The sequence below is a fragment of the Pseudomonas sp. UBA7530 genome (assembly GCF_002479365.1).
Classification (GTDB): Bacteria; Pseudomonadota; Gammaproteobacteria; order Pseudomonadales; family Pseudomonadaceae; genus Aquipseudomonas.
The window spans coordinates 1,316,095-1,337,195 of record NZ_DLMS01000011.1 but is presented as its reverse complement, the minus strand read 5'-3'; the positions used below and the strand labels follow the sequence as shown (position 1 = coordinate 1,337,195).

Genomic DNA, 21,101 nt, shown 5'->3' with positions numbered 1-21,101 from the left:
AGGGAGTATTCGATGAAACCCGCTCAAAACGGCTTCACACTGATTGAAGTCATGATCGTGGTCGTGGTCATAGGTATTCTGGCCGCGATCGCTTACCCGAGCTATACGGAGTACGTGCAGCGCGCCAACCGAAGCGAAGGCCAGGCATTACTGGCTGACGCCTCCGCCCGCCAGGAGCGCTACTTTGCGCAAAACAATGCATACATCACCGACAACGATGACCTGGATAAGCTTGGGCTTGGCGGAACAGCATCAGAAACCGGTAAGTACAATCTTTCCGTCGCCAGTGTTGATGATGACGGTGGTTATACCTTGACCGCGGAAGAAGCATTTGGTGATACGAAATGTGGTGACCTGAGCCTAAATGCGCTGGGCAAGAAGGACCGCTCCGGCAGTGGAAAAAGCGTTGAGGATTGCTGGAAATAGATCCGTGCGTAAGAGCACGGTGTCTAGTCCTGAAATAGGTTTACACCGTTTCAGCTAGATTTGCGGTACCTAGAACGCCCGATGCACTGCGCCGGGCGTTCTGTATTCAGGGCCAGATGTGGCCGCTCTGTGTTATAGATCCTGATTGCCTCGCTGACCATTGATCTGGCCTGCTCCAAGTCATTGGGCCTGCGCAGCAGTAGCTCATGCTTGAGGATTCCATTGACCCGTTCCGCAAGCGCGTTCTGATAGCAGTTGTAGCCGTCGGTCATCGAGCACTGCACACCGTGGCGCCGACTCGGCATGCAAACTCTCATGGACATGATGGCCGACGATCTTTCGTGAGTAGACGTCAGTGACCAAGCTCAGATACAAAGGGCCGCTTCGCGCCGGTAGATACGTGATATCCGCCACTCACACATGCTCAGGCGCTGCCGCCGTGCTCGGCCAGGATCGTAAATAGCCAGTCACGACCGACCTTCAGGCTGGCGTTGGACTGGCTGCGCAGAAGGTGATGCAACTTGCGCGTGCCGATCCGCGGCTGGCGCAGCCTTAGGAACCGGACATACTGCGCGACCTGTTCACCCTGTCTATGACGCTGGTCGGCAACACGGTTGCACTTATAGTAAGCCTGGCGGCTGACGGACAGAAACTGGCAAGCCCTAACGACAGTCAGCCCTTGGACTTGCGAGAGGACTTGCCGGGTCGCTTTTTTACGATCGAAACGCCGTAATCCTTCTTCAACACATCGACCACGGCTTCGAAGAACTGGGCCTTCTGGCTTATGAACTGCAGCTGCTGCTCCAGTTCCTTGATGCGTTGCTCAGGCGTCAGGTCTTTGGGATCGGTCATGGTTTGGCTCCTATCGGCGCGAAGCGAGGCCCCCTGGCTCCAATCCGGCCGACCATGCTTACGCAACCATACCAAAACGGTGGACCGGCCTTGGATGCCATAAAGATCCGGGGCCTGCTTGTAGGTCAACTCGCCCTTTTCGACCTGATCGACCACGGCCATTTAAAAGTCAGCGAATAATCACGCTGCGTACGCTTAACACCTTGCTCCATCGAAACCTCCAGAGTCTCGGACGAAAGGTGTAAACCTTATTCAGGACGGGACACGGAAGATAAAAAAGCCCGAGCGACTGCTCGGGCTTTTTCCTATATGGCCTTCACCCTCAGCTCCTTCGGCATCGAGAACGTAATGTTCTCCGGCCTTCCATCCAACTCCGTCTCCCCCACTGCTCCCCAAGCGTGCAGTTGATCAACTACCCCCCGCACTAGTACTTCCGGCGCAGAGGCACCAGCTGTTATGCCAATGCCGCCCACTCCTTCGAACCACTCGTGCTTGAGGTCTTCAGCCCCATCGATCAAGTAGGCCGGGGTGCCCATGCGTTCGGCCAGTTCGCGCAGGCGGTTGGAGTTGGAGCTGTTGGGGCTGCCGACCACAAGTAGCACGTCGCACTCGCTGGCCAGTTGCTTGACCGCGTCCTGGCGGTTCTGCGTGGCGTAGCAGATGTCGTCCTTGCGCGGGCCGCCGATGGCCGGGAACTTGCCGCGCAGGGCATCGATGACCTTGCTGGTGTCGTCCATCGACAGGGTGGTCTGGGTGACGAAGGCGAGGTTCTCGGGATTGCGCACCTGCAGCTCGGCGACGTCGGCCTCGTCTTCTACCAGATAGATGGCGCCACCGTTGCTGGCGTCGTACTGGCCCATGGTGCCTTCGACTTCCGGGTGGCCTTCGTGACCGATCAGGATGCACTCACGGCCTTCACGGCTGTAGCGCACCACTTCCATATGCACCTTGGTCACCAGCGGGCAAGTGGCGTCGAAGACTTTCAGGCCACGCCTTGCCGCCTCGTCGCGCACGGCCTTGGAAACGCCATGTGCACTGAAGATGACGATGACATCGTCCGGCACCTGATCCAGCTCTTCGACGAATACCGCACCGCGTGCGCGCAGATCCTCGACCACGAATTTGTTGTGCACCACTTCATGGCGCACGTAGATCGGTGGGCCGAAGACTTCCAGGGCGCGGTTGACGATTTCGATGGCACGATCGACGCCGGCGCAGAAGCCGCGGGGGTTGGCGAGTTTGATATGCATGCTGGCTGTCTCGGTATTGATCGGGGATCGACATGGCGATGTGTCGATCCCGGAGGTACAGCCTGCGCGGGATATGCGCAGGCTGCAAGAAGCACTTCGCGGCTAAAGCCGCTCCTACAAGAGCGCCCCTGCAGACTAGAGCGCCTTGACCTCGATGATTTCCACGTCGAACTGCAGGGTCTTGCCAGCCAACGGATGGTTGAAGTCGATGGTGACCTGCTTGTCATCGAATGCCTTGACCACGCCCGGCAGCTCGGCATTGGCGGCATCGTTGAAGATCACCAGCAGCCCTTCGGAGAGCTCCATACCCTCGAACTGGCTGCGCGGCATGATCTGCACGTTCTGTGGGTTGGGCTGGCCGAAGCCTTGCTCCGGCTGCACCTGGACGCTGCGCTTGTCGCCGGCCTTGAAACCGTACAACGCCTGCTCGAAACCGGGCAGTAGGTTGCCGTCGCCGACCTTGAAGATCGCCGGCTGCTTGTCGAACGTGCTGTCGACCACATCGCCGTTTTCCAGCTTGAGGGCGAAGTGCAGGGTCACTTCTCTGTCCGGACCAATGCGTACGTCTGTCATTGCGCAGCCTCCTTCGCGGACTTGTCGCTCTTGAACATATCCAGTGCCAGCAGGATGGCACCGATAGTGATGAAGGTGTCGGCCAGGTTGAAGGCCGGGAAGAACCAGCGGCTCTGCCAGTGCACCAGAATGAAGTCGACCACGTGGCCGAGCACCACGCGGTCATACAGATTACCCAGCGCACCGCCCAGGACCATGGCCAGGGCCACGGCCAGCAGGGTTTCATGACGCTTGAGGCGCTTGAGCCAGACCACCAGCACGACGCTGACGACGATGGCGATGGCGGCGAAGAACCAGCGCTGCCAGCCGTCGGCATCGGCGAGGAAGCTGAACGCCGCGCCAGTGTTGTAGGCCAGGGTCCAGTCGAAATAGCCCGGGATCACTTCGATGCGCTGATACATGCTCAGGCCGCCCTCGAAAATGTCCTTGGTCACCCGGTCGGCGACTAGGATCAGCACGCTCAACAGCAGCCAGGGCAGGTGCCCGAAACGCGAGGACTCAGGCATGCTTGCGCACCTCACCCTCGCCTTCGATGTTGCTCACGCAACGGCTGCACAGCTCTGGATGCTCGGCATGGCTGCCGACATCGGCGCGGAAGTGCCAGCAGCGGCCGCACTTGGCATGGGCAGACTTGAGGATCCTCAGCTTCAGGCCTTCGACCTCGGTCACCACCGCGTCGGCTGGTGCGTCGGCCAGCGGCGCGGTCTGCGCCGCCGAGGTGATTAGAGCGAAGCGCAGCTCGTCGCCGAGCTTGGCCAGGTCGGCCTGCTTGGCCTCGTCGCAGAACAGGGTGACTTCGGCCTGCAGGCTCGCGCCGATGGCCTTGGCCGAGCGCAGGTTCTCCAGCTCCTTGTTGACTGCAGCCTTGACCTCCATGACCCGATCCCAGTAGGCGCGATCAAGCTCAAAGCCTTCCGGCAGGCGCTCCAGACCGGCGTACCAGGTGTTGAGCATCACCGATTCGTCGCGCTCGCCCGGCAGGAACTGCCAGATCTCCTCGGCAGTGAACACCAGGATCGGCGCGATCCAGCGCACCAGCGCCTCGCTGATGTGATACAGCGCGCTCTGGCAGGAGCGACGCGCGACGCTGTCGGCAGCGGTGGTGTACTGACGGTCCTTGATGATGTCCAGGTAGAAGCCACCCAGCTCCTGCACGCAGAAGTTGTGCACCTTGGAGTAGACGTTCCAGAAACGGTAGTCGGCGTAGGCTTCGATGATCTCTTCCTGCAGGCGCGCAGTGGCATCCAGCGCCCAGCGGTCGAGGTCGAGCATCTGCTCGGGTTGCAGCAGGTCCTTCGCCGGGTTGAAACCATTGAGGTTGGCCAGCATGAAGCGTGCGGTGTTACGGATACGCCGGTAGGCATCGGCACTGCGCTGCAGAATCTGGTCGGAGACAGCCATTTCACCGGAGTAGTCGGTGGAAGCGACCCACAGGCGCAGGATGTCGGCCCCCATGCTGTCGATCACCTTCTGTGGCGCGACCACGTTACCCAGGGACTTGGACTGCTTGCGGCCCTGCTCGTCGACGGTGAAGCCGTGAGTCAGCAGCTCCTTGTACGGCGCGTGGCCATCGATGGCGCAGCCGGTCAGCAAGGATGAGTGGAACCAGCCGCGGTGTTGGTCGGAACCTTCCAGGTACAGATCGGCAACCGGGCCATCGGCATGCGCCAGCTCGGCGTGGGAGCCGCGCAGCACGTGCCAGTGAGTGGTGCCGGAGTCGAACCAAACGTCCAGGGTGTCACGGCTCTTGTCGTACTGATCGGCCTCGGCGCCGAGCAGTTCGGCGGCATCGAGCTTGAACCAGGCTTCGATGCCTTCCTGCTCGACACGCTTGGCAACTTCTTCCATCAGCTCGACGGTGCGCGGGTGCAGCTCGCCGCTTTCCTTATGAGTGAAGAACGGGATCGGCACGCCCCAGTTGCGCTGACGTGAGATGCACCAGTCCGGGCGCCCGGCGATCATGCTGTGCAGACGCGCCTGGCCCCAGGCCGGGACGAACTTGGTTTGTTCGATAGCTGCCAGGGAGCGCTCACGCAGGGTGCCGCCCTCTTTTGGCTGACTGTCCATGCCTACGAACCACTGCGCGGTGGCGCGGTAGATCAGCGGCGTCTTGTGGCGCCAGCAGTGCATGTAGCTGTGGCTGATAGTGGTGTGCTTGAGCAGCGCACCGACTTCCTCAAGCTTGACGATGATGGCCGGGTTGGCCTTCCAGATGAACTGGCCGCCGAAGAACGGCAGCGAGTCGACGTACACACCGTTGCTTTGCACCGGGTTAAGGATCTCGTCGTTGCTCATGCCGTAGGCTTTGCAGGTGCGGAAGTCGTCCTCACCGTAGGCCGGCGAAGAGTGGACGATGCCGGTACCGGCGCCCAGCTCGACGTATTCGGCCAGATACACCGGCGAAAAACGCTCGTAGAACGGATGACGGAAACGGATCAACTCCAGCGCTGCGCCCGGCGCGGTGGCGATCACCTGACCTTGCAGGTTGTAGCGCTGCAGGCAGCTCTCGACCATTTCCTCGGCCAGCAGCAGCAGGCGGTCGCCCACGTCCACCAGCGCGTAGGTGAATTCCGGGTGCACGTTGAGCGCCTGGTTGGCCGGGATGGTCCAGGGCGTGGTGGTCCAGATAACGATGGCGGTCGGTTTGCTCAGGCTGGACAGACCAAAGGCTGCGGCCAATTTGCCTGCGTCCTCGACCGGGAAGGCCACGTCGATGGCTTCGGACTTCTTGTCCATGTACTCGACTTCGGCCTCGGCCAGCGCCGAGCCACAGTCGAAGCAGAAGTTGACCGGCTTGAGGCCCTTGAACACGAAGCCGTTCTTGACCATTTCCGCCAGGGCGCGGATCTCGCCGGCCTCGTTGGCGAAGTTCATGGTCAGGTAAGGGTTGTCCCAATCGCCCAGCACACCAAGACGGATGAAGTTGGCCTTCTGCTCCTCGACCTGCTCGGCGGCATAGGCACGGCAGCGCTCACGGGTCAGGTCCGCCGGCTGGTTCTTGCCGAAGGTGGTCTCCACCTTGTGCTCGATCGGCAGGCCGTGGCAGTCCCAGCCCGGCACGTAAGGCGCGTCGAAGCCGGCCATGGTCTTGGAGCGGGTGATGATGTCCTTGAGAATCTTGTTCAGCGCATGACCGATATGAATGCTGCCGTTGGCATAGGGCGGGCCGTCGTGCAGGACGAACTTCGGCCGACCTTCGCCAATCTTGCGCAGCTTGCTATACAGACCAATCTCGTTCCAGCGCTGCAGGGTCTGCGGCTCGCGTTGCGGCAGGCCGGCCTTCATCGGGAACGGGGTATCGGGCAGATTCAGCGTAGCTTTGTAGTCGGTCATTTCGGGCTCTTCATCAGCGGGTGGCTCTGCCAGTATTCACGGGCAGCGGCGATATCAGCGGCAATCGCCGCCTTCAAGGCCTCCAGCGAGGCGAAACGCTGCTCATCACGCAGCTTGTGGTGGAAAGCCACCGAGAGGCGCCGGCCATAAAGATCACCGGCAAAATCCAGAAGGTGCACTTCCAGATGGGCGCGGCCGTCACCGGCAACGCTGGGGCGCACGCCGATGTTGGCGACGCCCGGTTGAATCACGCCATCGATTTCACAGCTCACCAAATAGACTCCGGTCAGCGGCACCTTGCGCCGCTTGAGCTGGATGTTGGCTGTTGGTGCGTCGAGCTGGCGGCCGAGCTTCTGCCCGTGCAACACCCGACCGGCGATGCGGAACGGTCGGCCGAGCAAGGCTTCCGCCAGAGCGAAATCGCCATCGGCCAGGGCCTGACGCACACGCGTGCTGCTGACCCGGCCGCCCAGCACTTCCACCGTGGTGGAGGCCTCGACGCTGAAACCGTGGCGAAGGCCTGCGGCCTTGAGAAACTCGAAATCGCCGGCCCGGTCGCAGCCGAAGCGGAAATCATCGCCGATCTCCAGGTCCTTGACGCCAAGCCCGTCGACCAGCACACGCTGGACGAACTCGGCGGCCGACAACTCGCGCAAGCGGCGGTTGAAGGCCAGGCACAGCACCATGTCGACGCCTTCGGCGGCCAGCAGCGCAAGCTTGTCACGCAGGCGGGTCAGGCGCGCTGGCGCAGTGTCGGGACCGAAGAATTCACGCGGTTGCGGCTCGAAGATCACCACGCAGCTGGGCACGGCCAGTTCCGCGGCGCGCTCGCGCAGACGCGCCAGGATGGCCTGGTGCCCACGATGAACGCCGTCGAAATTACCGATGGTGACCACACAGCCCCGCGCCTGGGGCTGCAGGTTATGAAGACCTCGAACCAGCTGCATAGCACGCTTCTTGTTCACAAAGTGGCCGATTATACGCACAGCAGGCCATGCACAACAGGCATCGCGACGCCTGAAACCGCTACAACGCCCGTCGGGCAAAATCGCGCGGGCGGAATCCCAATAGCAGCAGCATGCCGAAGTAGGCGACCAGCCCAGCCGCCACCAGGGCGCCCAAACGCAACAGGCGCACGTACATCTCGCCTTCCGCCCAGGCCGGCATGACCTGCAGCAGCCCCAGCAACACGGCGACCATCACCGCGACTGCGACCACCAGCTTGAACAGGAACACGCCCCAGCCCGGCAACGGCTGGAAGATGTCGGCGCGGCGCAGTTGCCAGTACAGCAGGCCGGCATTGAGACAGGCCGCCAGGCTGATCGCCAGCGCCAGGCCGACGTGCGCCATCTCCAGGCCGAAAACGAACAGCGCGTTCATCGCCTGGGTCGCCAACAGGCTGACCACGGCAATCCGTACCGGCGTCTTGATGTTCTGCTGCGCATAGAAGCCCGGCGCAAGGATCTTCACCAGAATCAACGCCAACAGGCCGACCGCGTAGGCCATCAGCGCCTGCTGGGTCATCAGCGAGTCGTTGGCGGTGAACTTGCCGTACTGGAACAGCGAGACCACCAGCGGCTCGGCGAGGATCGCCAACGCCAGGGTGCAGGGCAGCACCAGCAAAAAGCACAGGCGCAGGCCCCAATCGAGCAGGCGCTGGTATTCGTCGCGGTTCTTGCTTGCGTAGGTCTTGGAAAGCGCCGGCAACAGGATGGTGCCCAGCGCCACGCCCAATACGCCCGAAGGCAGCTCCATCAGGCGGTCGGCGTAATACATCCAGGACACCGAGCCGGCCACCAGGAAGGAGGCGAAAATCGTGTTGATGATCAGCGAAATCTGGCTGACCGACACGCCGAAGATCGCCGGCCCCATCTGCTTGAGCACACGCCAGACGCCCAGATCGCCGAAACTCAGGCGCGGCAGCACCAGCATGCCGATCTTCTTCAGGTGCGGCAGTTGCCAGAGCAACTGCGCCAAACCACCGGCCAGCACCGCCCACCCCAGCGCCATGATTGGCGGATCGAAATAAGGCGTCAGGAACAATGCGAAGACAATCATGCTGACGTTCAGCAGCGTCGGCACGAATGCCGGTACCGAGAAACGATTCCAGGTATTGAGCACAGCCCCAGCCAGCGATGACAGGGATATCAGCAATATATAAGGAAAGGTCACCCGCAGCAGGTCGACGGTCAGATCGAAGCGCTCGGCCTCGTCAGCGAAACCCGGCGCCGTAGCCCAGACGATCCAGGGCGCGGCAAGCACGCCAAGAGCCGTGACCAGCGCCAGCACCAGCGTCAGCAAACCGGAAACGTAGGCGATGAAGGTGCGTGTGGCCTCCTCCCCCTGCTGCATCTTGTATTCGGCGAGAATGGGCACGAAGGCCTGGGAGAAGGCCCCCTCGGCGAAGATGCGGCGCAACAGGTTGGGTAGCTTGAACGCCACCACGAAGGCATCGGACGCCACGCCAGCGCCGAAGGTACGGGCGATGGTGGTATCGCGCACGAACCCCAGCACGCGCGAGACCATTGTCAGGGAACTGACGGCAGCCAGGGACTTGAGCAAATTCATGGGGGGTTCGGCTTCCATAAAGGGTTGCAGTAGCGGACAATCCGCCACCCAACGAAGGCGACGAGTGTAGCGAGCCACCACTGGTCAGGCCAGCACAGGAAAGCGTCATCGGACTTGACAGCAGGCAGATGGGTCGGCATGATTCGCGGCCTTATTTGTCGTAACCCCCCAGTTTTCGAGGAGCTTGACGGTGGCCAACTCACCTTCTGCCAAAAAACGCGCCAAACAGGCTGAGAAGCGCCGTAGCCATAACGCCAGCCTGCGCTCGATGGTTCGTACCTACATCAAGAACGTGGTCAAGGCTATTGCTGCCAAGGATCTCGAGCTTGCCAAGACCGCTTACACTGCAGCCGTTCCGGTCATCGACCGCATGGCTGACAAAGGCATCATCCACAAGAACAAAGCCGCTCGTCACAAGAGCCGCCTGAACGCGCACATCAAGGCGCTGGGCGAAGCTGCTGCCGCCTAATCGCGACAGGTTCTTGAAAAACCGGCCCTTGAGGCCGGTTTTTTATTGCCTGCATTTTGTCGAGAAGCCAGGATCGATCTGCGTCCAGGGTTGCCGGCTTACCCGAATCGCGTGGGAGCGGTCTTGACCGCGAAGCTCTTGCTACCGCGATTCGCGGACAAGTCCGCTCCTACAAAAAACCTGGGCTCGACCTGCCCCTTGGTCTGCCGGCTTACCCGAATCGCGTGGGAGCGGTCTTGACTGCGAAGCTCTTGGTACCGCGATTCGCGGACAAGTCCGCTCCTACAAAAAAGCCTGGGCTCGACCTGCCCCTTGGTCTGCCAGCTTACCCGAACCCCGTGGAAGCGGTCTTGACCGCGAAGCTTCTGCTGTCGCGATTCGCGGGCAAACCCGCTCCTACAAAAAGCCTGAGCTCGACCTGCCCCTTGGTCTGCCGGCTTACCCGTTCCCCGTGGGAGCGGTCTTGACCGCGAAGCTTTTGCTGCCACGATTCGCGGACAAGTCCGCTCCCACAAACAGCCTGGCCCGCGCTCACGAGTAGCAGTCAGAGTCCGCACAAAAGCAAAAAAATGCCCGCTTCCTCGATGGAGAGCGGGCATTTTCATTATCAGGACAGATCAGCCGCGAGCGGCCTTGATCACCTCGATATAAGGCTCGGCGTTGCGCTGATCATGAATCAGCGCAATGAAATCATTGCCCTGCGCATCGGTGGCAAAGAGGTCGTAGCCTTCGGCTTTGAAGAAACCCACGAAACGCTCGAAGTCATCGACACGCAGACCGCGGTAAGCCTTGATCAGCTTGTGCAGCGAAGGCGGCGTGGCGTCCGCTGGTTCCACCGCAAGGAACAGCTTGATCGAGTCATCGCTGATTTCTTCGCCAATCACCTGCTTCTTGTCTTTACGCATCGCCCGCTCCCGCCAGCATTACAGAGGGCCGGCAGTTTACCGCCGAGCCGCGCGCGGCTCAACGCGCAGCCGGGCAAGCTAACACGCAAACAATCGACGCGACAGCCGACCTAGGTCATGCCGCGACACGCAAACCGCCCCCTATAATGCGCCAAGCCATTAGGGAGCCAGCATGTCACGCCCATCGTTACCGCTGTTCGCCGCCTGGCGCCAGACCCTGCGTACGGGCTATTCCTGGAAGGCCCTGCGCGGGGATCTGAGCGCTGGCCTGACGGTCGGCATCATCGCCATTCCGCTGGCCATGGCGCTGGCCATTGCCGTAGGCGTGGCGCCGCAGCACGGTCTTTATACCGTCCTGATCGCCGCGCCCTTGATCGCACTGTGCGGCGGCTCGCGCTTCAACATATCCGGTCCCACTGCCGCCTTCGTGGTGATTCTGCTGCCGATCACCCAACAGTACGGACTCGGCGGATTACTGCTGTGCACCTTGATGGCCGGCGTCATCCTGATCTGCCTGGGCCTGCTGCGCGCCGGTCGCCTGATCGAATTCGTGCCCTACCCGGTGACGCTGGGTTTTACCGCCGGTATCGGCATTGTCATCGCCGTTCTGCAGATCAAGGACCTGTTCGGCCTGCACCTGGCCGAAGCGCCGCAACACCTGCTGGAACAGCTGAATCTACTGGTACGTGCACTTCCCGGCTTGCAGCCCGGCGACACGCTGGTTGGCGCCGCGTGCCTGGCGATACTGCTGATCTGGCCGCGCCTGGTGCCGAAGATCCCTGCGCATCTGGTAGCCCTGGCGATCGGCGCAGTGCTGGCACTGGCGCTGGAGCACCTGGGAATGCCGGTGGCGACACTGGGCGAGCGCTTCAGCTATCAGCTCGATGGCATCGAGCATCCCGGCATCCCGCCTTTCCTGCCGGACCTCGCGCTCCCCTGGAACCTACCGGGCCCTGACGGCCAACCACTGATATTGTCGTTCGAACTGATCCGCCAACTGCTCGCCCCGGCCTTCGCCATCGCCATGCTCGGCGCCATCGAGTCATTGCTGTGCGCAGTGGTGGCCGATGGCATGACCGGCAGCAAGCATGACCCCAACGCCGAATTGATCGGCCAGGGCCTGGGCAATCTCGCTGCGCCGTTCTTCGGCGGCATCACCGCCACCGCGGCCATTGCACGCACGGCAGCCAACGTGCGTGCCGGCGCGTTTTCCCCACTGGCGGCGCTGGTTCATGCCGGCGTGGTACTCGCAGCGATTCTGCTGCTCGCGCCGCTGTTCAGCTACCTGCCGATGGCCGCCCTGGCCGCGCTGCTATTGATGGTGGCGTGGAACATGAGCGAGCCGCAGCATGTCGCCCACACCCTGCGCATCGCACCACGCAGCGATGTGCTGGTGCTGCTCACCTGCCTGGTGCTGACGGTGCTGTTCGATATGGTGCTTGCCGTGGGCGTCGGCCTGCTGCTGGCGGCCGGCTTGTTCATCAAGCGTATGAGCGAACTGACCGATACCGCGGCACTGAATCGGAATCAGCGCGAGGCGCTGCAGGACCTGCCCGAGCATGTGCTGGCCTACGCCATCCGCGGCCCACTGTTCTTCGGCGCGGCCGAAAAGGCGCTGAGCGTGCTACGCCGCTTCACCCCAGGGGTGCGAGTCGTGATCGTCGAAATCAGCGCGGTGCCGCTGCTGGACATGACCGCCATCGCCGCGCTGGACAATGTGCTGCGTGACTATCACCAACAGGGCATTGCCCTGATCCTCGCGGGTCCCTCAGCACAGGTGCGACTGCAACTGCGCCGCGCCGGCATTCACCGACGCGCCGGGCAGTTGGCTTACGTTCATGATTTGCCGCAGGCGCGGGAGAAAGCCCTGCGCTGGCTGGATGGTACGCCGGAAGCGGCACACCCCGGGTAGGCGTCGTGCGCCATGCGCACGGAAAAGACCAATGCGCGGCGCACACGGCCTCGTCATGGCCCAAGATCGCGAGCAGAGCTCGCTCCTACAAAATAGAGGCGGGTTACAGGCCCTTGACCGCGAAGATGCCGGCGGCGTTGCGCCAGTAGCCCTTGTAGTCCATGCCGTAACCGAAGATGTAGCGATCGATGCACTGCAGGCCTACGTAATTGGCTTTCAGGTCGGGACGTGCCTTGCGGTCGTGATCCTTGTCGATCAGCACCGCGGTATGCACGGCACGTGCGCCGGCATGGCGGCAGAAATCGATGATCGCACCGAGGGTGTGCCCTTCATCGAGAATGTCGTCGATGATCAGCACGTCGCGATCGATGAACGACACTTCCGGCTTGGCTTTCCAGAACAGTTCGCCACCGCTGGTTTCGTTGCGGTAACGGGTCGCGTGCAGGTAGGACGCCTCAAGCGGGAAGTTCAGCTTGGTCAGCAGCTTGCCGGAGAAGATCAGGCCGCCGTTCATCACGCAGAACACCACCGGGTTGCGCTCGGCCAGCTCGTCGTTGATCTGGCTGGCGACCTTGTCGATGGCCGCTTCCACCTCGGCTTCGGTGTACAGGCAGTCGGCTTCCGCCATGACTTGGCGAATGTGCGCGAGATCGGCGGACATGATGAGACTCTCTCTTGATCGGGCGGATGAATGGCGGCGAGCAGCCTGAAAGCTGATCGACTCGTCAAATAAAAGCGGGCAAAGGTACAGACCCGTGCAGCGCTTGCCAAGTATCGGCAGACCAGCGTAGCCGATGCGCCATGCCGGACGTCGTGACTTATCAATCACCCACCACTTGGCATGAGCAATGCTTTAATCTAACGCGATTTTTCCCAGAGCCCCGTTGGAGATCCCAGCCCATGCCCACTCGCGAGATCCGCCACCCGCTGATCCGTCACAAGATCGGCCTGATGCGCCGCGCCGATATCAGCACCAAGAATTTCCGTGAGCTGGCCCAGGAAGTGGGCGCCCTGCTGACTTATGAAGCCACCAATGACCTGCCGCTGGAAGCCTACAACATCGAAGGCTGGGCCGGCACCGTGCAGGTCGAGAAGATCGCCGGCAAGAAGATCACCGTCGTGCCCATCCTGCGTGCCGGCATCGGCATGCTCGATGGCGTGCTCAGCCTGATTCCAGGTGCCAAGGTCAGCGCCGTGGGCGTCGCGCGCAACGAGGAAACCCTCGAGGCGCACACCTACCTGGAGAAGCTCGCACCGGAAATCGACTCGCGTCTGGCCCTGATCATCGACCCGATGCTGGCCACCGGCGGCTCGATGGTCGCCACCATCGACCTGCTGAAGAAGGCCGGCTGCAAGGACATTCGCGCCATGGTACTGGTCGCCGCCCCCGAGGGCATCGAGGCGGTCGAGCAGGCTCACCCGGACGTGACCATTTTCACCGCCTCCGTCGATCAGCGTCTGAACGAGCACGGCTACATCATTCCGGGGCTGGGTGATGCCGGCGACAAGATCTTCGGCACCAAGCAGAAGGACGCCTGACATGTCGCAGACGGACTTCAACGATCCGCTGTGGCGCCAGGGCATTGCCGGCGCACAGATGCTCTTCGTGGCCTTCGGCGCCCTGGTGCTGATGCCGCTGATCACCGGCATGGACCCCAACGTGGCATTGTTCACCGCAGGTATCGGCACCCTGCTGTTCCAGCTGGTGACCAAGCGTCAGGTTCCGGTTTTCCTCGCCTCCAGCTTCGCCTTCATCGCGCCGATCCTGGCAGCCAAGGGCGAGTTCGGCCTGCCTGCCGTGATGGGCGGTGTGATCGCCGCTGGTCTGGTCTACATCCTGCTTTCGCTTTTGGTCAAACTGCGCGGTCCCAACTTCATCGACCGTCTGTTGCCCCCGGTGGTGATCGCACCAGTGATCATTTCCATCGGTCTGGCGTTGTCGCCGGTGGCGGTGAACATGGCCATGGGCAAAGCTGGTGACGGCAGCGTCGAGCTGGTGCCGTACAACACCGCGATGATGATCTCGATGCCAGCTTTGATCACCACGCTGCTGGTGGCCGTGCTGGGCAGCGGCATCTTTCGCCTGGTGCCGATCCTCGCCGGTATCGCGGTTGGTTGCGCCATCGCCGCCGTGCTCGGGGTGATCGATACTAGCGCCGTGAGCCAGGCCTCCTGGCTCGCCGTGCCCAACTTCATCGCACCGGAGCTGCATTGGGGCGCCATCCTGTACATGGTGCCCGTGGCCCTGGCGCCGGCCATCGAGCACATCGGTGGCGTGGTCGCCATCGGCAACGTCACCGGCAAGAACTTCGTCAAGAACCCCGGGCTGCACCGCACCCTGCTGGGTGATGGACTCGCCACCTCGGCCGCCGGCATGTTCGGTGGCCCGCCCAATACCACCTATGCCGAAGTCACCGGCGCGGTGATGCTGACCAAGAGCTATAACCCGAAGATCATGACCTGGGCTGCGGTATTCGCCATCGCCCTGGCCTTTATCGGCAAGTTCGGCGTGGCCCTGCAGAGCATTCCGGTACCGGTGATGGGCGGCATTCTCTGCCTGCTGTTCGGCTCCATCGCCGTGGTCGGCCTGAACACTTTGATTCGTCACCAGGTCGATCTGTCCGAAGCGCGTAACCTGATCATCGTTTCGGTGACCCTGGTGTTCGGCATCGGCGGCATGGTCATCGGCGGCAAGGAATTCGCCCTGTCGGGGATATCCCTGTGCGCGATCAGCGCCCTGCTGCTCAATCTGGTGTTGCCGGGCAGCGCCGGCTGGCGCAAGCGGGACGTGGAAGAAGCCTGATTCCGTCGCCCAATGAAAAAGCCCGCGATCATCGCGGGCTTTTCGTCTGCACGGCGTTACGACTTACCAGCCAACGCCGAAGCCCAAGGTGTAGCGGGTTTCATCCAGGTCACCCTCGGCGCCGCTGACCATGTCCTTCTCGGCTTTCACGTTCAGCGAAGCCCAGTCGGTCACCTTGTAGCGCAGGCCGATCTCGGCATCCAGGCTGTAATCGGCCGCACCGCTCAGCGGGCGACCGACTTCGCCGACGCTGAACAATTCGACGGTCTTGCCGACCAGATAGCGGTTGTAGTCCCACTTCACGCTCATGGCGTAGAAGCGATCCTGTTCGCCATTGCTATAGCGGTAGTCGCTGCGGTTGGCCAGGGTGGCAACAGAGAAGGCGCCCAGCTCGTCATCCCAGAACTGGTAACCGGGGCCGGTACCGAGGGTGCGCTGACGCTCGACCTCTTCGATGCGGTCGCGCTTGTATTCGAAGCGCCCCTGCCAGAACCATTTCTCGGTAAGGAAGCGATCGAGCGCGTATTCGGCGCTCCAGTTGTCGGTGCTGACGACGTCATCCTTCAACTCACGGTTGTAATCGGCGAGCGCATTGTGCCGCCAAAGACCGTGACGGGCCTGGGTCTTCAGATCGACATCGTAATCGTCGGAATCGCGCTCGCCGCGCTTGTAGTCCAGACCGAGATCGATATTGCCCTTCCAGGTGAAATCTTCCACCAACGGCTTGGGCTTCATGATCTGCTCGATCTGCGTCAGTTCGATGGTCTTGGGCGCCTCGCCATTGGCCAGCGTCACCTTGCCGGGCTCGGCGGCCAGCAGCGACTTGGCGCGCTCACCATCTACGGGGCCGAGCTTGACCAGCAGCTCATGCTCGCTTTCCAGGGTGGCGATCTTCTTCCAGTCCAGCGGGATGGAGCCGCCGTAGTCGGTTTCCAGCAACAGCTTGCTGCCGTCGAAGAAGCGGATGGTGCCAGTCAGGCGATCACCGTTCTTCAACCAGACGGTATCGGCGAAGGTAACTGAACTGCACAAGGCGATGCTCAACCCGAGCAGGGACAGCGATGTAGAGCGAGGCATAAGGGAGATATAGAGGTTCGTGAGCGAAAGCCGGGCATTATCCGCAAGCCCGACGCCAGAGCAACAGCTGACCGATCCAGACAGCTAGAGTTCAGGTTTTTCCGCTGGGCGGCATTTCGCGGGGCGACTTCACCAGCCCACGCCAATACCGATCAGATAATGTCGATCTGAAACGGTCTGCCCCTGCCCCCGCAATTGATCCAGCTCATACAGGAGCGACAGCCGCGCCCACTGATTGAGTCGGTAGCGCAGACCGAACTCGCTATCGAGCACGTAGTCGATCTCATCGACATGCGGAATCTGCAATTCGGCGTTAGCGTAAAACTCCAGCCGCGTGCCCCAAAGCAAGCGCTTGTAGTCCAACTCCAGCGATGTGGTGCTGAAGGCCAGGTCAGCGACATCCGACTCCAGGCGTACGCGATTGACTTGGCCGATCAGATCAAAGCGCCCCAGTTCATCGTCCCAAAAGCGATAGCCGGGGCCAGTACCGGCGATGCGCTGGCGATCGACCGTCTCGAACTCATCCTCGGCTTGCTCAACCCCGACCCGCCAGAACCAGTGTTCGGTGAAAAAGCGATCAAGGTCGTACTCCAGCTCCCAATTGTCCTCGACCTTTCTGTCGTTCTTGGTTTCGCGCTCCAGCTCGCCGCTGAGCACATGACGCCAGCGGCCGTGCTCAAAACGGGTATTGCCCTTGAGCTTCCACTCATCGACATCGTTCTGGTTGCGCTTCATGTCCAGCTTGGCGTCTAGGTTGCCCTCCCAGAGGTGATCCTCCAGCAGCGGCCGTGGCGGCACCAAGCGTTTGATCTCTGCTAGAGGCAGGGTGTACTCGCGCTCTCCCTGCACCCGGACCATGCCCGCTCCGGCCGCGGCCAACCTTTCGCTGCGCTCGCTGTCGAAACCGCTGCGCCGCACCAGCAGGGGCTTGTCCGAACTGAGGGTATCGATATCCTTCCAGTCGATCAGCACCTGGCCGGCGTATTTGGTTTTCAGGGCCAGCTTGCCGCCATCGAGCAGGATGATCTCGCCGCTGAGGCGATCACCGTTGTTCAACCATACGGTATCGGCCCAGAGCGGGGCTGCCAGGGTAAACAGGAACAAGGCGATCAGTACGCGCATGATGAGGGCACACCCTATGGGCAAGACGAAACCGCCAGAGTCTGCATGGCCGGCATCGCCACCGGCAAGCGTGGAGGCGCGCCGCGAAGCGCTGTACCTGGTGTTGGCGCAGGTTCCGCAAGGCAAGGTCGTCAGCTATGGCGAGCTGGCGCAATTGGCCGGCCTTGGCCGCGCAGCGCGCTGGGTCGGCCGCACGCTAAGCCAGTTGCCCGACGGCACCACCCTGCCCTGGCACCGGGTAATCGCCGCGGGCGGTCGCCTCAGTCTGGCGGCCGGGAGCCCTTCTGGCGCGGAACAACGCGCGCGCCTGCGCGCAGAAGGCATCAGCATCCTGAACGAACGTGTGGATATGCGTCGTCACGGCTGGCGCCCGATGGAGCACAGCAGTTAGAGTGCGCCCTACGAACCACCCCTGCCCAGATTCGAGCCTGATGCCACGCAAATCCTGGCGAGAAGCCCTCGCCACCTATGCCAATCCCGCCACACTGGCTCTTCTGCTTCTGGGTTTCGCCGCCGGCCTGCCCTACATGCTGGTGTTCTCGACCCTTTCGGTATGGCTGCGCGAAGCCGGTGTGGCGCGCGAGACCATCGGTTTCGCCAGCCTTATCGGCCTGGCCTATGCCTTCAAGTGGGTCTGGGCGCCGATGCTCGACCAGTGGCGCCTGCCGCTGCTCGGCAAGCTCGGCCGCCGTCGCTCCTGGCTGGTGCTTTCGCAAGGCCTGGTCGCCATTGGCCTGATCGGCATGGCCAATTACGACCCGCAAACGCACCTGTCCTCGCTGATCGCCCTCGCCGTGCTGGTGGCCTTCGCCTCGGCCACCCAGGACATCGCCGTCGACGCCTATCGCCTGGAGATTCTCGGCGACGAACATCAGGCTGCGCTGGCCGCCGCCTACATGACCGGCTACCGCGTCGCCGCACTGTTGGCCACCGCCGGCGCGCTGTACTTCGCCGAAGGCTTCGGCTCGACCGCCAAGGATTACCAGTTCGGCGCCTGGACCGGCACCTACCTGGTCTTTGCCCTGCTCATGCTGCCTGGGCTGCTTACCTCCCTGTGGATGCGTGAGCCGCCGGCGCCACCACACATTCATGTCGCACCGCCCAAGCACGGCTTCTTCCATCAGTTGCTGGCGATCCTCGCGGTGATCGTACTGGTCATCGCCGTGCCGACCATGTTCATCCAGTTCTACCAAAGCGACCTGATGCTCATGCTGCTCGGCGATGTCAGCATGCAGGAGCTGCTCTACAACGACCGCGCCTTCCTGCGCGCCATGCTCTACAGCACACTGGCCTGCGTGTGCGCCTCCGGCTTGTTCTGGGGCGGGCTGGCGCCGGTGCTGAAAACCGCCGCGGCGAAATACGGTTTCTTCCACCAGCTACTTTCCGTGCTGCTGCTGATCATCCTGCTGATTTCCATTCCGGCGATGGTCACCCAGTTCTACGAAAGCGACCTGCCGCTGCTGTTCCAGGGCCAGATGAGCCTGCAGGACCTGCTGTATTACGACCGAGCCTTCCTTCGCGCACTGCTCTATACCCTGCTCACCGGCCTGTCGATATCCAGCCTGTTCTGGGGCGGCATGGCCCCGGTGCTCACACCGATCAACGACTTCATCGTGCGTTATCGCTGGCAGGCGTTGCTGCTGCTGAGCCTGATCGCCACCTATCGCCTTTCCGACACGGTAATGGGCGTGATGGCCAATGTGTTCTACATCGACCAGGGCTTCACCAAGGAGCAGATCGCCAGTGTCAGCAAGGTCTTCGGCCTGGTGATGACCCTGCTCGGCGCAGGTGTAGGCGGCCTGCTGATCGTACGTTTCGGCATTATGCCGATCCTGCTGATCGGCGCGGCGGCGTCGGCCGCGACCAACCTGTTGTTCATGCTGCTGGTGGGCATGGGCCCGCACCTAAACATGCTGATCGTCACCATCAGCTGCGACAACTTCAGTGCAGGTTTGGCTACATCAGCGTTCGTCGCCTATCTGTCGAGCCTGACCAACCTGAAGTTCTCCGCTACCCAGTACGCCCTGCTCAGCTCCATCATGCTGCTGCTGCCACGTCTGATCGGCGGTTATTCCGGGGTGATGGTGGAGCACCTCGGCTACGCCAACTTCTTCCTAACCACGGCGCTGATGGGCATTCCGACGCTGCTGCTGATCCTGCTGCAGTGGCAGCGCCAGAGCAGACAAAGCTAGGCGCCACCGCACATGCGCCACGGCACCTGCCGCAAGAGCACTGGCAGTCTCGAAAACAGGCATAAAAAAACCGGCCAAATCTCGCCTGGCCGGTCTCGTTCTGCCGCAATAGACGCGCTTATTCGGCTGGCGCGCTCTCGTGCACCATATGCACCACCCGCTGCGGGAATGGGATGCCGATGCCACGCATCTTGAGTCGGTCACGGGCCTGCTCGTTGAGCATGAACATCACATCCCAATAGTTGGGCGTATCGACCCAAAGACGCAGGGACACGGTAATGGCACTGTCACCCAGGGCGCTCACTACCACAACCGGCGCCGGTTCCCTGAGCACACGCTCGTCCTGTGCCAGCTCCAGCAGCACTTCACGGGCTGCCTGCAGATCGGCCTCGTAATCAACGCCCACATCGAACACTACCTTGCGCGTCGGCTGACGGTTGTAGTTGGTGATGATGCCGTTGGACAGGTTGCCGTTCGGCACGATGACCGTCTTGTTGTCGCCGGTACGCAGCACGGTATGGAAGATCTGAATGCTGTCGACCGTGCCCATCACGCCCTGAGCCTCGATCCAGTCACCAATACGCAGCGGGCGGAACAGCAGGATCAACACACCGCCAGCGAAGTTCGCCAGGCTGCCCTGCAAGGCCAGACCAATCGCCAGGCCTGCAGCACCGATCGCAGCGATGAAGGACGTAGTTTCCACGCCGACCATCGAGGCCACGCTGATGATCAGCAGCACCTTGAGGATGATATTGGCCATGCTGCCAATGAAGCCCTGCAGCGCCGGATCGGCCTTGCGCGCGGCCAGCAGCTTGCTGATGTTGCCGGTCAGACGATTGATGAACCACCAGCCGATCAGCAGGGTTACCAGGGCCAACAGCAGCTTGCTGCCGTATTGCATGATCAGAGGGATCCACGTTTGCGATTCACGCAGGAGCTGATCGATTTCAGCATTGAGATCCATAGGGATTGCTCCTTGGTTGGGGCGAAACGACAACGCCATGGCTGCGCCTACAGCCATGGCGTTATGGGCATGATGAATGCGACGCCGGGCAGACGCGCGGGTTCAATCACCCATTCAATCGCGGAAGTTATTGAACTGCAGCGGCATGCCGAATTCGTGACCACGCAGATGGGCGATGGCCTCCTGCAGGTCATCGCGCTTCTTGCCGGTGACACGCACCTGCTCGCCCTGGATGGCGGCCTGCACCTTGAGCTTGGCGTCCTTGATGTGGGCGACGATCTTCTTCGCCAGCTCCTTGTCGATGCCCTCGCGGAAGGTGACTTCCTGCTTCATCACCTTGCCGGAGGCGTAAGGTTCCTTGGTTTCCATGCACTGGCAGTCGATCTTGCGCTTGATCAGGCTGCTGCGCACGATGTCGAGCATCTGCTCGAGCATGAACTCGGCTTCGGCGGTCAAGGTCAGCGCCTTGTCCTTGCTCTCGATGCTGCACTTGCCGCGCAGGTCGAAACGGCGGTCGAGTTCCTTGATGGCGTTGTCGACCGCATTGGTCAGTTCGTGTTTGTCCAGTTCAGACACGACGTCGAACGAAGGCATGAGTGGGCTCCTGATGGACGGCGCGATCCTCTTCACGGAGTGAGCGCGCCTGACTTGACGA

General features: G+C 61.9%; 19 protein-coding genes and 1 pseudogene. 7 read left to right on the top strand and 13 right to left on the bottom strand.

Features of this window, described 5'->3' with window-relative positions:
• The first annotated feature begins 12 nt into the window (after positions 1-12).
• Positions 13-426, top strand: a complete 414-nt coding sequence (locus B2U07_RS19925; RefSeq protein WP_296277596.1) for a type IV pilin protein — start codon at positions 13-15, stop codon at positions 424-426.
• Between the two features lie 69 nt (positions 427-495).
• Here B2U07_RS19925 and B2U07_RS19920 read toward each other — a convergent pair.
• The 7 genes and pseudogenes from B2U07_RS19920 to murJ form a co-directional block, all read right to left on the bottom strand.
• A pseudogene (locus tag B2U07_RS19920) lies at positions 496-1,490 on the bottom strand (integrase core domain-containing protein).
• Positions 1,491-1,583: 93 nt separating this feature from the next.
• Positions 1,584-2,528: a 4-hydroxy-3-methylbut-2-enyl diphosphate reductase gene (gene ispH, locus B2U07_RS19915; protein ID WP_296277595.1), complete on the bottom strand. Its 945-nt coding sequence runs from the start codon at positions 2,526-2,528 to the stop codon at positions 1,584-1,586.
• Between the two features lie 135 nt (positions 2,529-2,663).
• A complete protein-coding gene (locus B2U07_RS19910) occupies positions 2,664-3,101 on the bottom strand; it encodes an FKBP-type peptidyl-prolyl cis-trans isomerase (RefSeq protein WP_296277594.1) in 438 nt (145 codons plus the stop codon).
• Entirely contained in the window at positions 3,098-3,607 is a 510-nt protein-coding gene (lspA, locus tag B2U07_RS19905; protein ID WP_197857418.1) for a signal peptidase II, read from the bottom strand. The genes B2U07_RS19910 and lspA overlap by 4 nt, the downstream gene beginning before the upstream one ends.
• Positions 3,600-6,434, bottom strand: coding sequence for an isoleucine--tRNA ligase (gene ileS / locus B2U07_RS19900; RefSeq protein WP_296277593.1), 2,835 nt, complete (start codon positions 6,432-6,434; stop codon positions 3,600-3,602). Before ileS ends, lspA begins: the two co-directional genes overlap by 8 nt.
• On the bottom strand, positions 6,431-7,381 hold the full coding sequence (gene ribF, locus B2U07_RS19895) for a bifunctional riboflavin kinase/FAD synthetase (protein WP_296277592.1): 951 nt from the start codon (positions 7,379-7,381) through the stop codon (positions 6,431-6,433). Before ribF ends, ileS begins: the two co-directional genes overlap by 4 nt.
• Before the next feature lie 79 nt (positions 7,382-7,460).
• Positions 7,461-9,002 (bottom strand): murein biosynthesis integral membrane protein MurJ, encoded by a 1,542-nt coding sequence (gene murJ, locus B2U07_RS19890; protein WP_296277591.1) that lies wholly within the window; start codon positions 9,000-9,002, stop codon positions 7,461-7,463.
• A 190-nt stretch (positions 9,003-9,192) separates the two neighbouring features.
• On the opposite strand from murJ, the gene rpsT reads away from it, so the two are divergent.
• Complete coding sequence (gene rpsT, locus B2U07_RS19885; protein WP_003243036.1) at positions 9,193-9,471, top strand: 30S ribosomal protein S20; 279 nt, start codon at positions 9,193-9,195, stop codon at positions 9,469-9,471.
• A 617-nt stretch (positions 9,472-10,088) separates the two neighbouring features.
• Here rpsT and B2U07_RS19880 read toward each other — a convergent pair.
• Positions 10,089-10,376 (bottom strand): PA4642 family protein, encoded by a 288-nt coding sequence (locus tag B2U07_RS19880; RefSeq protein ID WP_296277590.1) that lies wholly within the window; start codon positions 10,374-10,376, stop codon positions 10,089-10,091.
• A 172-nt stretch (positions 10,377-10,548) separates the two neighbouring features.
• Here B2U07_RS19880 and dauA point away from each other — a divergent pair, with 172 nt between their 5' ends.
• Positions 10,549-12,288, top strand: coding sequence for a C4-dicarboxylic acid transporter DauA (dauA, locus tag B2U07_RS19875; protein ID WP_296277589.1), 1,740 nt, complete (start codon positions 10,549-10,551; stop codon positions 12,286-12,288).
• 103 nt (positions 12,289-12,391) lie between these two features.
• Here dauA and B2U07_RS19870 read toward each other — a convergent pair whose 3' ends face one another.
• The gene (locus tag B2U07_RS19870) at positions 12,392-12,949 is read right to left on the bottom strand and encodes a hypoxanthine-guanine phosphoribosyltransferase (RefSeq protein WP_296277588.1); all 558 of its coding nucleotides are present in this window, start codon (positions 12,947-12,949) and stop codon (positions 12,392-12,394) included.
• Between the two features lie 239 nt (positions 12,950-13,188).
• Here B2U07_RS19870 and upp point away from each other — a divergent pair, with 239 nt between their 5' ends.
• Positions 13,189-13,827: a uracil phosphoribosyltransferase gene (upp, locus tag B2U07_RS19865; protein ID WP_296277587.1), complete on the top strand. Its 639-nt coding sequence runs from the start codon at positions 13,189-13,191 to the stop codon at positions 13,825-13,827.
• 1 nt (position 13,828) lies between these two features.
• Complete coding sequence (locus B2U07_RS19860; protein ID WP_296277586.1) at positions 13,829-15,091, top strand: uracil-xanthine permease family protein; 1,263 nt, start codon at positions 13,829-13,831, stop codon at positions 15,089-15,091.
• Positions 15,092-15,154: 63 nt separating this feature from the next.
• Here the strand turns inward: B2U07_RS19860 and B2U07_RS19855 are convergent, their stop codons facing one another.
• Together B2U07_RS19855 and B2U07_RS19850 are read right to left on the bottom strand one after the other, a co-directional pair.
• The gene (locus B2U07_RS19855; RefSeq protein WP_275547063.1) at positions 15,155-16,168 is read right to left on the bottom strand and encodes a DUF481 domain-containing protein; all 1,014 of its coding nucleotides are present in this window, start codon (positions 16,166-16,168) and stop codon (positions 15,155-15,157) included.
• 129 nt (positions 16,169-16,297) lie between these two features.
• A complete protein-coding gene (locus B2U07_RS19850; protein WP_197857445.1) occupies positions 16,298-17,290 on the bottom strand; it encodes a DUF481 domain-containing protein in 993 nt (330 codons plus the stop codon).
• A 16-nt stretch (positions 17,291-17,306) separates the two neighbouring features.
• Between B2U07_RS19850 and B2U07_RS19845 the strand changes: the two genes are divergently transcribed.
• Both B2U07_RS19845 and B2U07_RS19840 read left to right on the top strand, forming a co-directional pair.
• The gene (locus tag B2U07_RS19845) at positions 17,307-17,681 is read left to right on the top strand and encodes an MGMT family protein (protein WP_197857446.1); all 375 of its coding nucleotides are present in this window, start codon (positions 17,307-17,309) and stop codon (positions 17,679-17,681) included.
• A 40-nt stretch (positions 17,682-17,721) separates the two neighbouring features.
• Positions 17,722-19,482: an AmpG family muropeptide MFS transporter gene (locus B2U07_RS19840; protein ID WP_296277585.1), complete on the top strand. Its 1,761-nt coding sequence runs from the start codon at positions 17,722-17,724 to the stop codon at positions 19,480-19,482.
• Between the two features lie 118 nt (positions 19,483-19,600).
• Here the strand turns inward: B2U07_RS19840 and B2U07_RS19835 are convergent, their stop codons facing one another.
• Together B2U07_RS19835 and B2U07_RS19830 are read right to left on the bottom strand one after the other, a co-directional pair.
• Entirely contained in the window at positions 19,601-20,446 is an 846-nt protein-coding gene (locus tag B2U07_RS19835; protein WP_275547061.1) for a mechanosensitive ion channel family protein, read from the bottom strand.
• A 114-nt stretch (positions 20,447-20,560) separates the two neighbouring features.
• Positions 20,561-21,040, bottom strand: a complete 480-nt coding sequence (locus B2U07_RS19830) for a YajQ family cyclic di-GMP-binding protein (protein ID WP_275547060.1) — start codon at positions 21,038-21,040, stop codon at positions 20,561-20,563.
• Positions 21,041-21,101 lie beyond the last annotated feature (61 nt).

Coding starts and splice junctions, on each gene's coding strand:
- murJ (WP_296277591.1), bottom strand. CDS start 9,002: ATGAATTTGCTCAAGTCCCTGGCTGCCGTCAGTTCCCTGACAATGGTC.
- B2U07_RS19855 (WP_275547063.1), bottom strand. CDS start 16,168: ATGCCTCGCTCTACATCGCTGTCCCTGCTCGGGTTGAGCATCGCCTTG.
- ileS (WP_296277593.1), bottom strand. CDS start 6,434: ATGACCGACTACAAAGCTACGCTGAATCTGCCCGATACCCCGTTCCCG.
- B2U07_RS19925 (WP_296277596.1), top strand. CDS start 13: ATGAAACCCGCTCAAAACGGCTTCACACTGATTGAAGTCATGATCGTG.
- lspA (WP_197857418.1), bottom strand. CDS start 3,607: ATGCCTGAGTCCTCGCGTTTCGGGCACCTGCCCTGGCTGCTGTTGAGC.
- B2U07_RS19830 (WP_275547060.1), bottom strand. CDS start 21,040: ATGCCTTCGTTCGACGTCGTGTCTGAACTGGACAAACACGAACTGACC.
- B2U07_RS19840 (WP_296277585.1), top strand. CDS start 17,722: ATGCCACGCAAATCCTGGCGAGAAGCCCTCGCCACCTATGCCAATCCC.
- B2U07_RS19860 (WP_296277586.1), top strand. CDS start 13,829: ATGTCGCAGACGGACTTCAACGATCCGCTGTGGCGCCAGGGCATTGCC.
- B2U07_RS19845 (WP_197857446.1), top strand. CDS start 17,307: ATGGGCAAGACGAAACCGCCAGAGTCTGCATGGCCGGCATCGCCACCG.
- B2U07_RS19880 (WP_296277590.1), bottom strand. CDS start 10,376: ATGCGTAAAGACAAGAAGCAGGTGATTGGCGAAGAAATCAGCGATGAC.
- ispH (WP_296277595.1), bottom strand. CDS start 2,528: ATGCATATCAAACTCGCCAACCCCCGCGGCTTCTGCGCCGGCGTCGAT.
- ribF (WP_296277592.1), bottom strand. CDS start 7,381: ATGCAGCTGGTTCGAGGTCTTCATAACCTGCAGCCCCAGGCGCGGGGC.
- B2U07_RS19870 (WP_296277588.1), bottom strand. CDS start 12,949: ATGTCCGCCGATCTCGCGCACATTCGCCAAGTCATGGCGGAAGCCGAC.
- upp (WP_296277587.1), top strand. CDS start 13,189: ATGCCCACTCGCGAGATCCGCCACCCGCTGATCCGTCACAAGATCGGC.
- B2U07_RS19850 (WP_197857445.1), bottom strand. CDS start 17,290: ATGCGCGTACTGATCGCCTTGTTCCTGTTTACCCTGGCAGCCCCGCTC.
- dauA (WP_296277589.1), top strand. CDS start 10,549: ATGTCACGCCCATCGTTACCGCTGTTCGCCGCCTGGCGCCAGACCCTG.
- B2U07_RS19910 (WP_296277594.1), bottom strand. CDS start 3,101: ATGACAGACGTACGCATTGGTCCGGACAGAGAAGTGACCCTGCACTTC.
- B2U07_RS19835 (WP_275547061.1), bottom strand. CDS start 20,446: ATGGATCTCAATGCTGAAATCGATCAGCTCCTGCGTGAATCGCAAACG.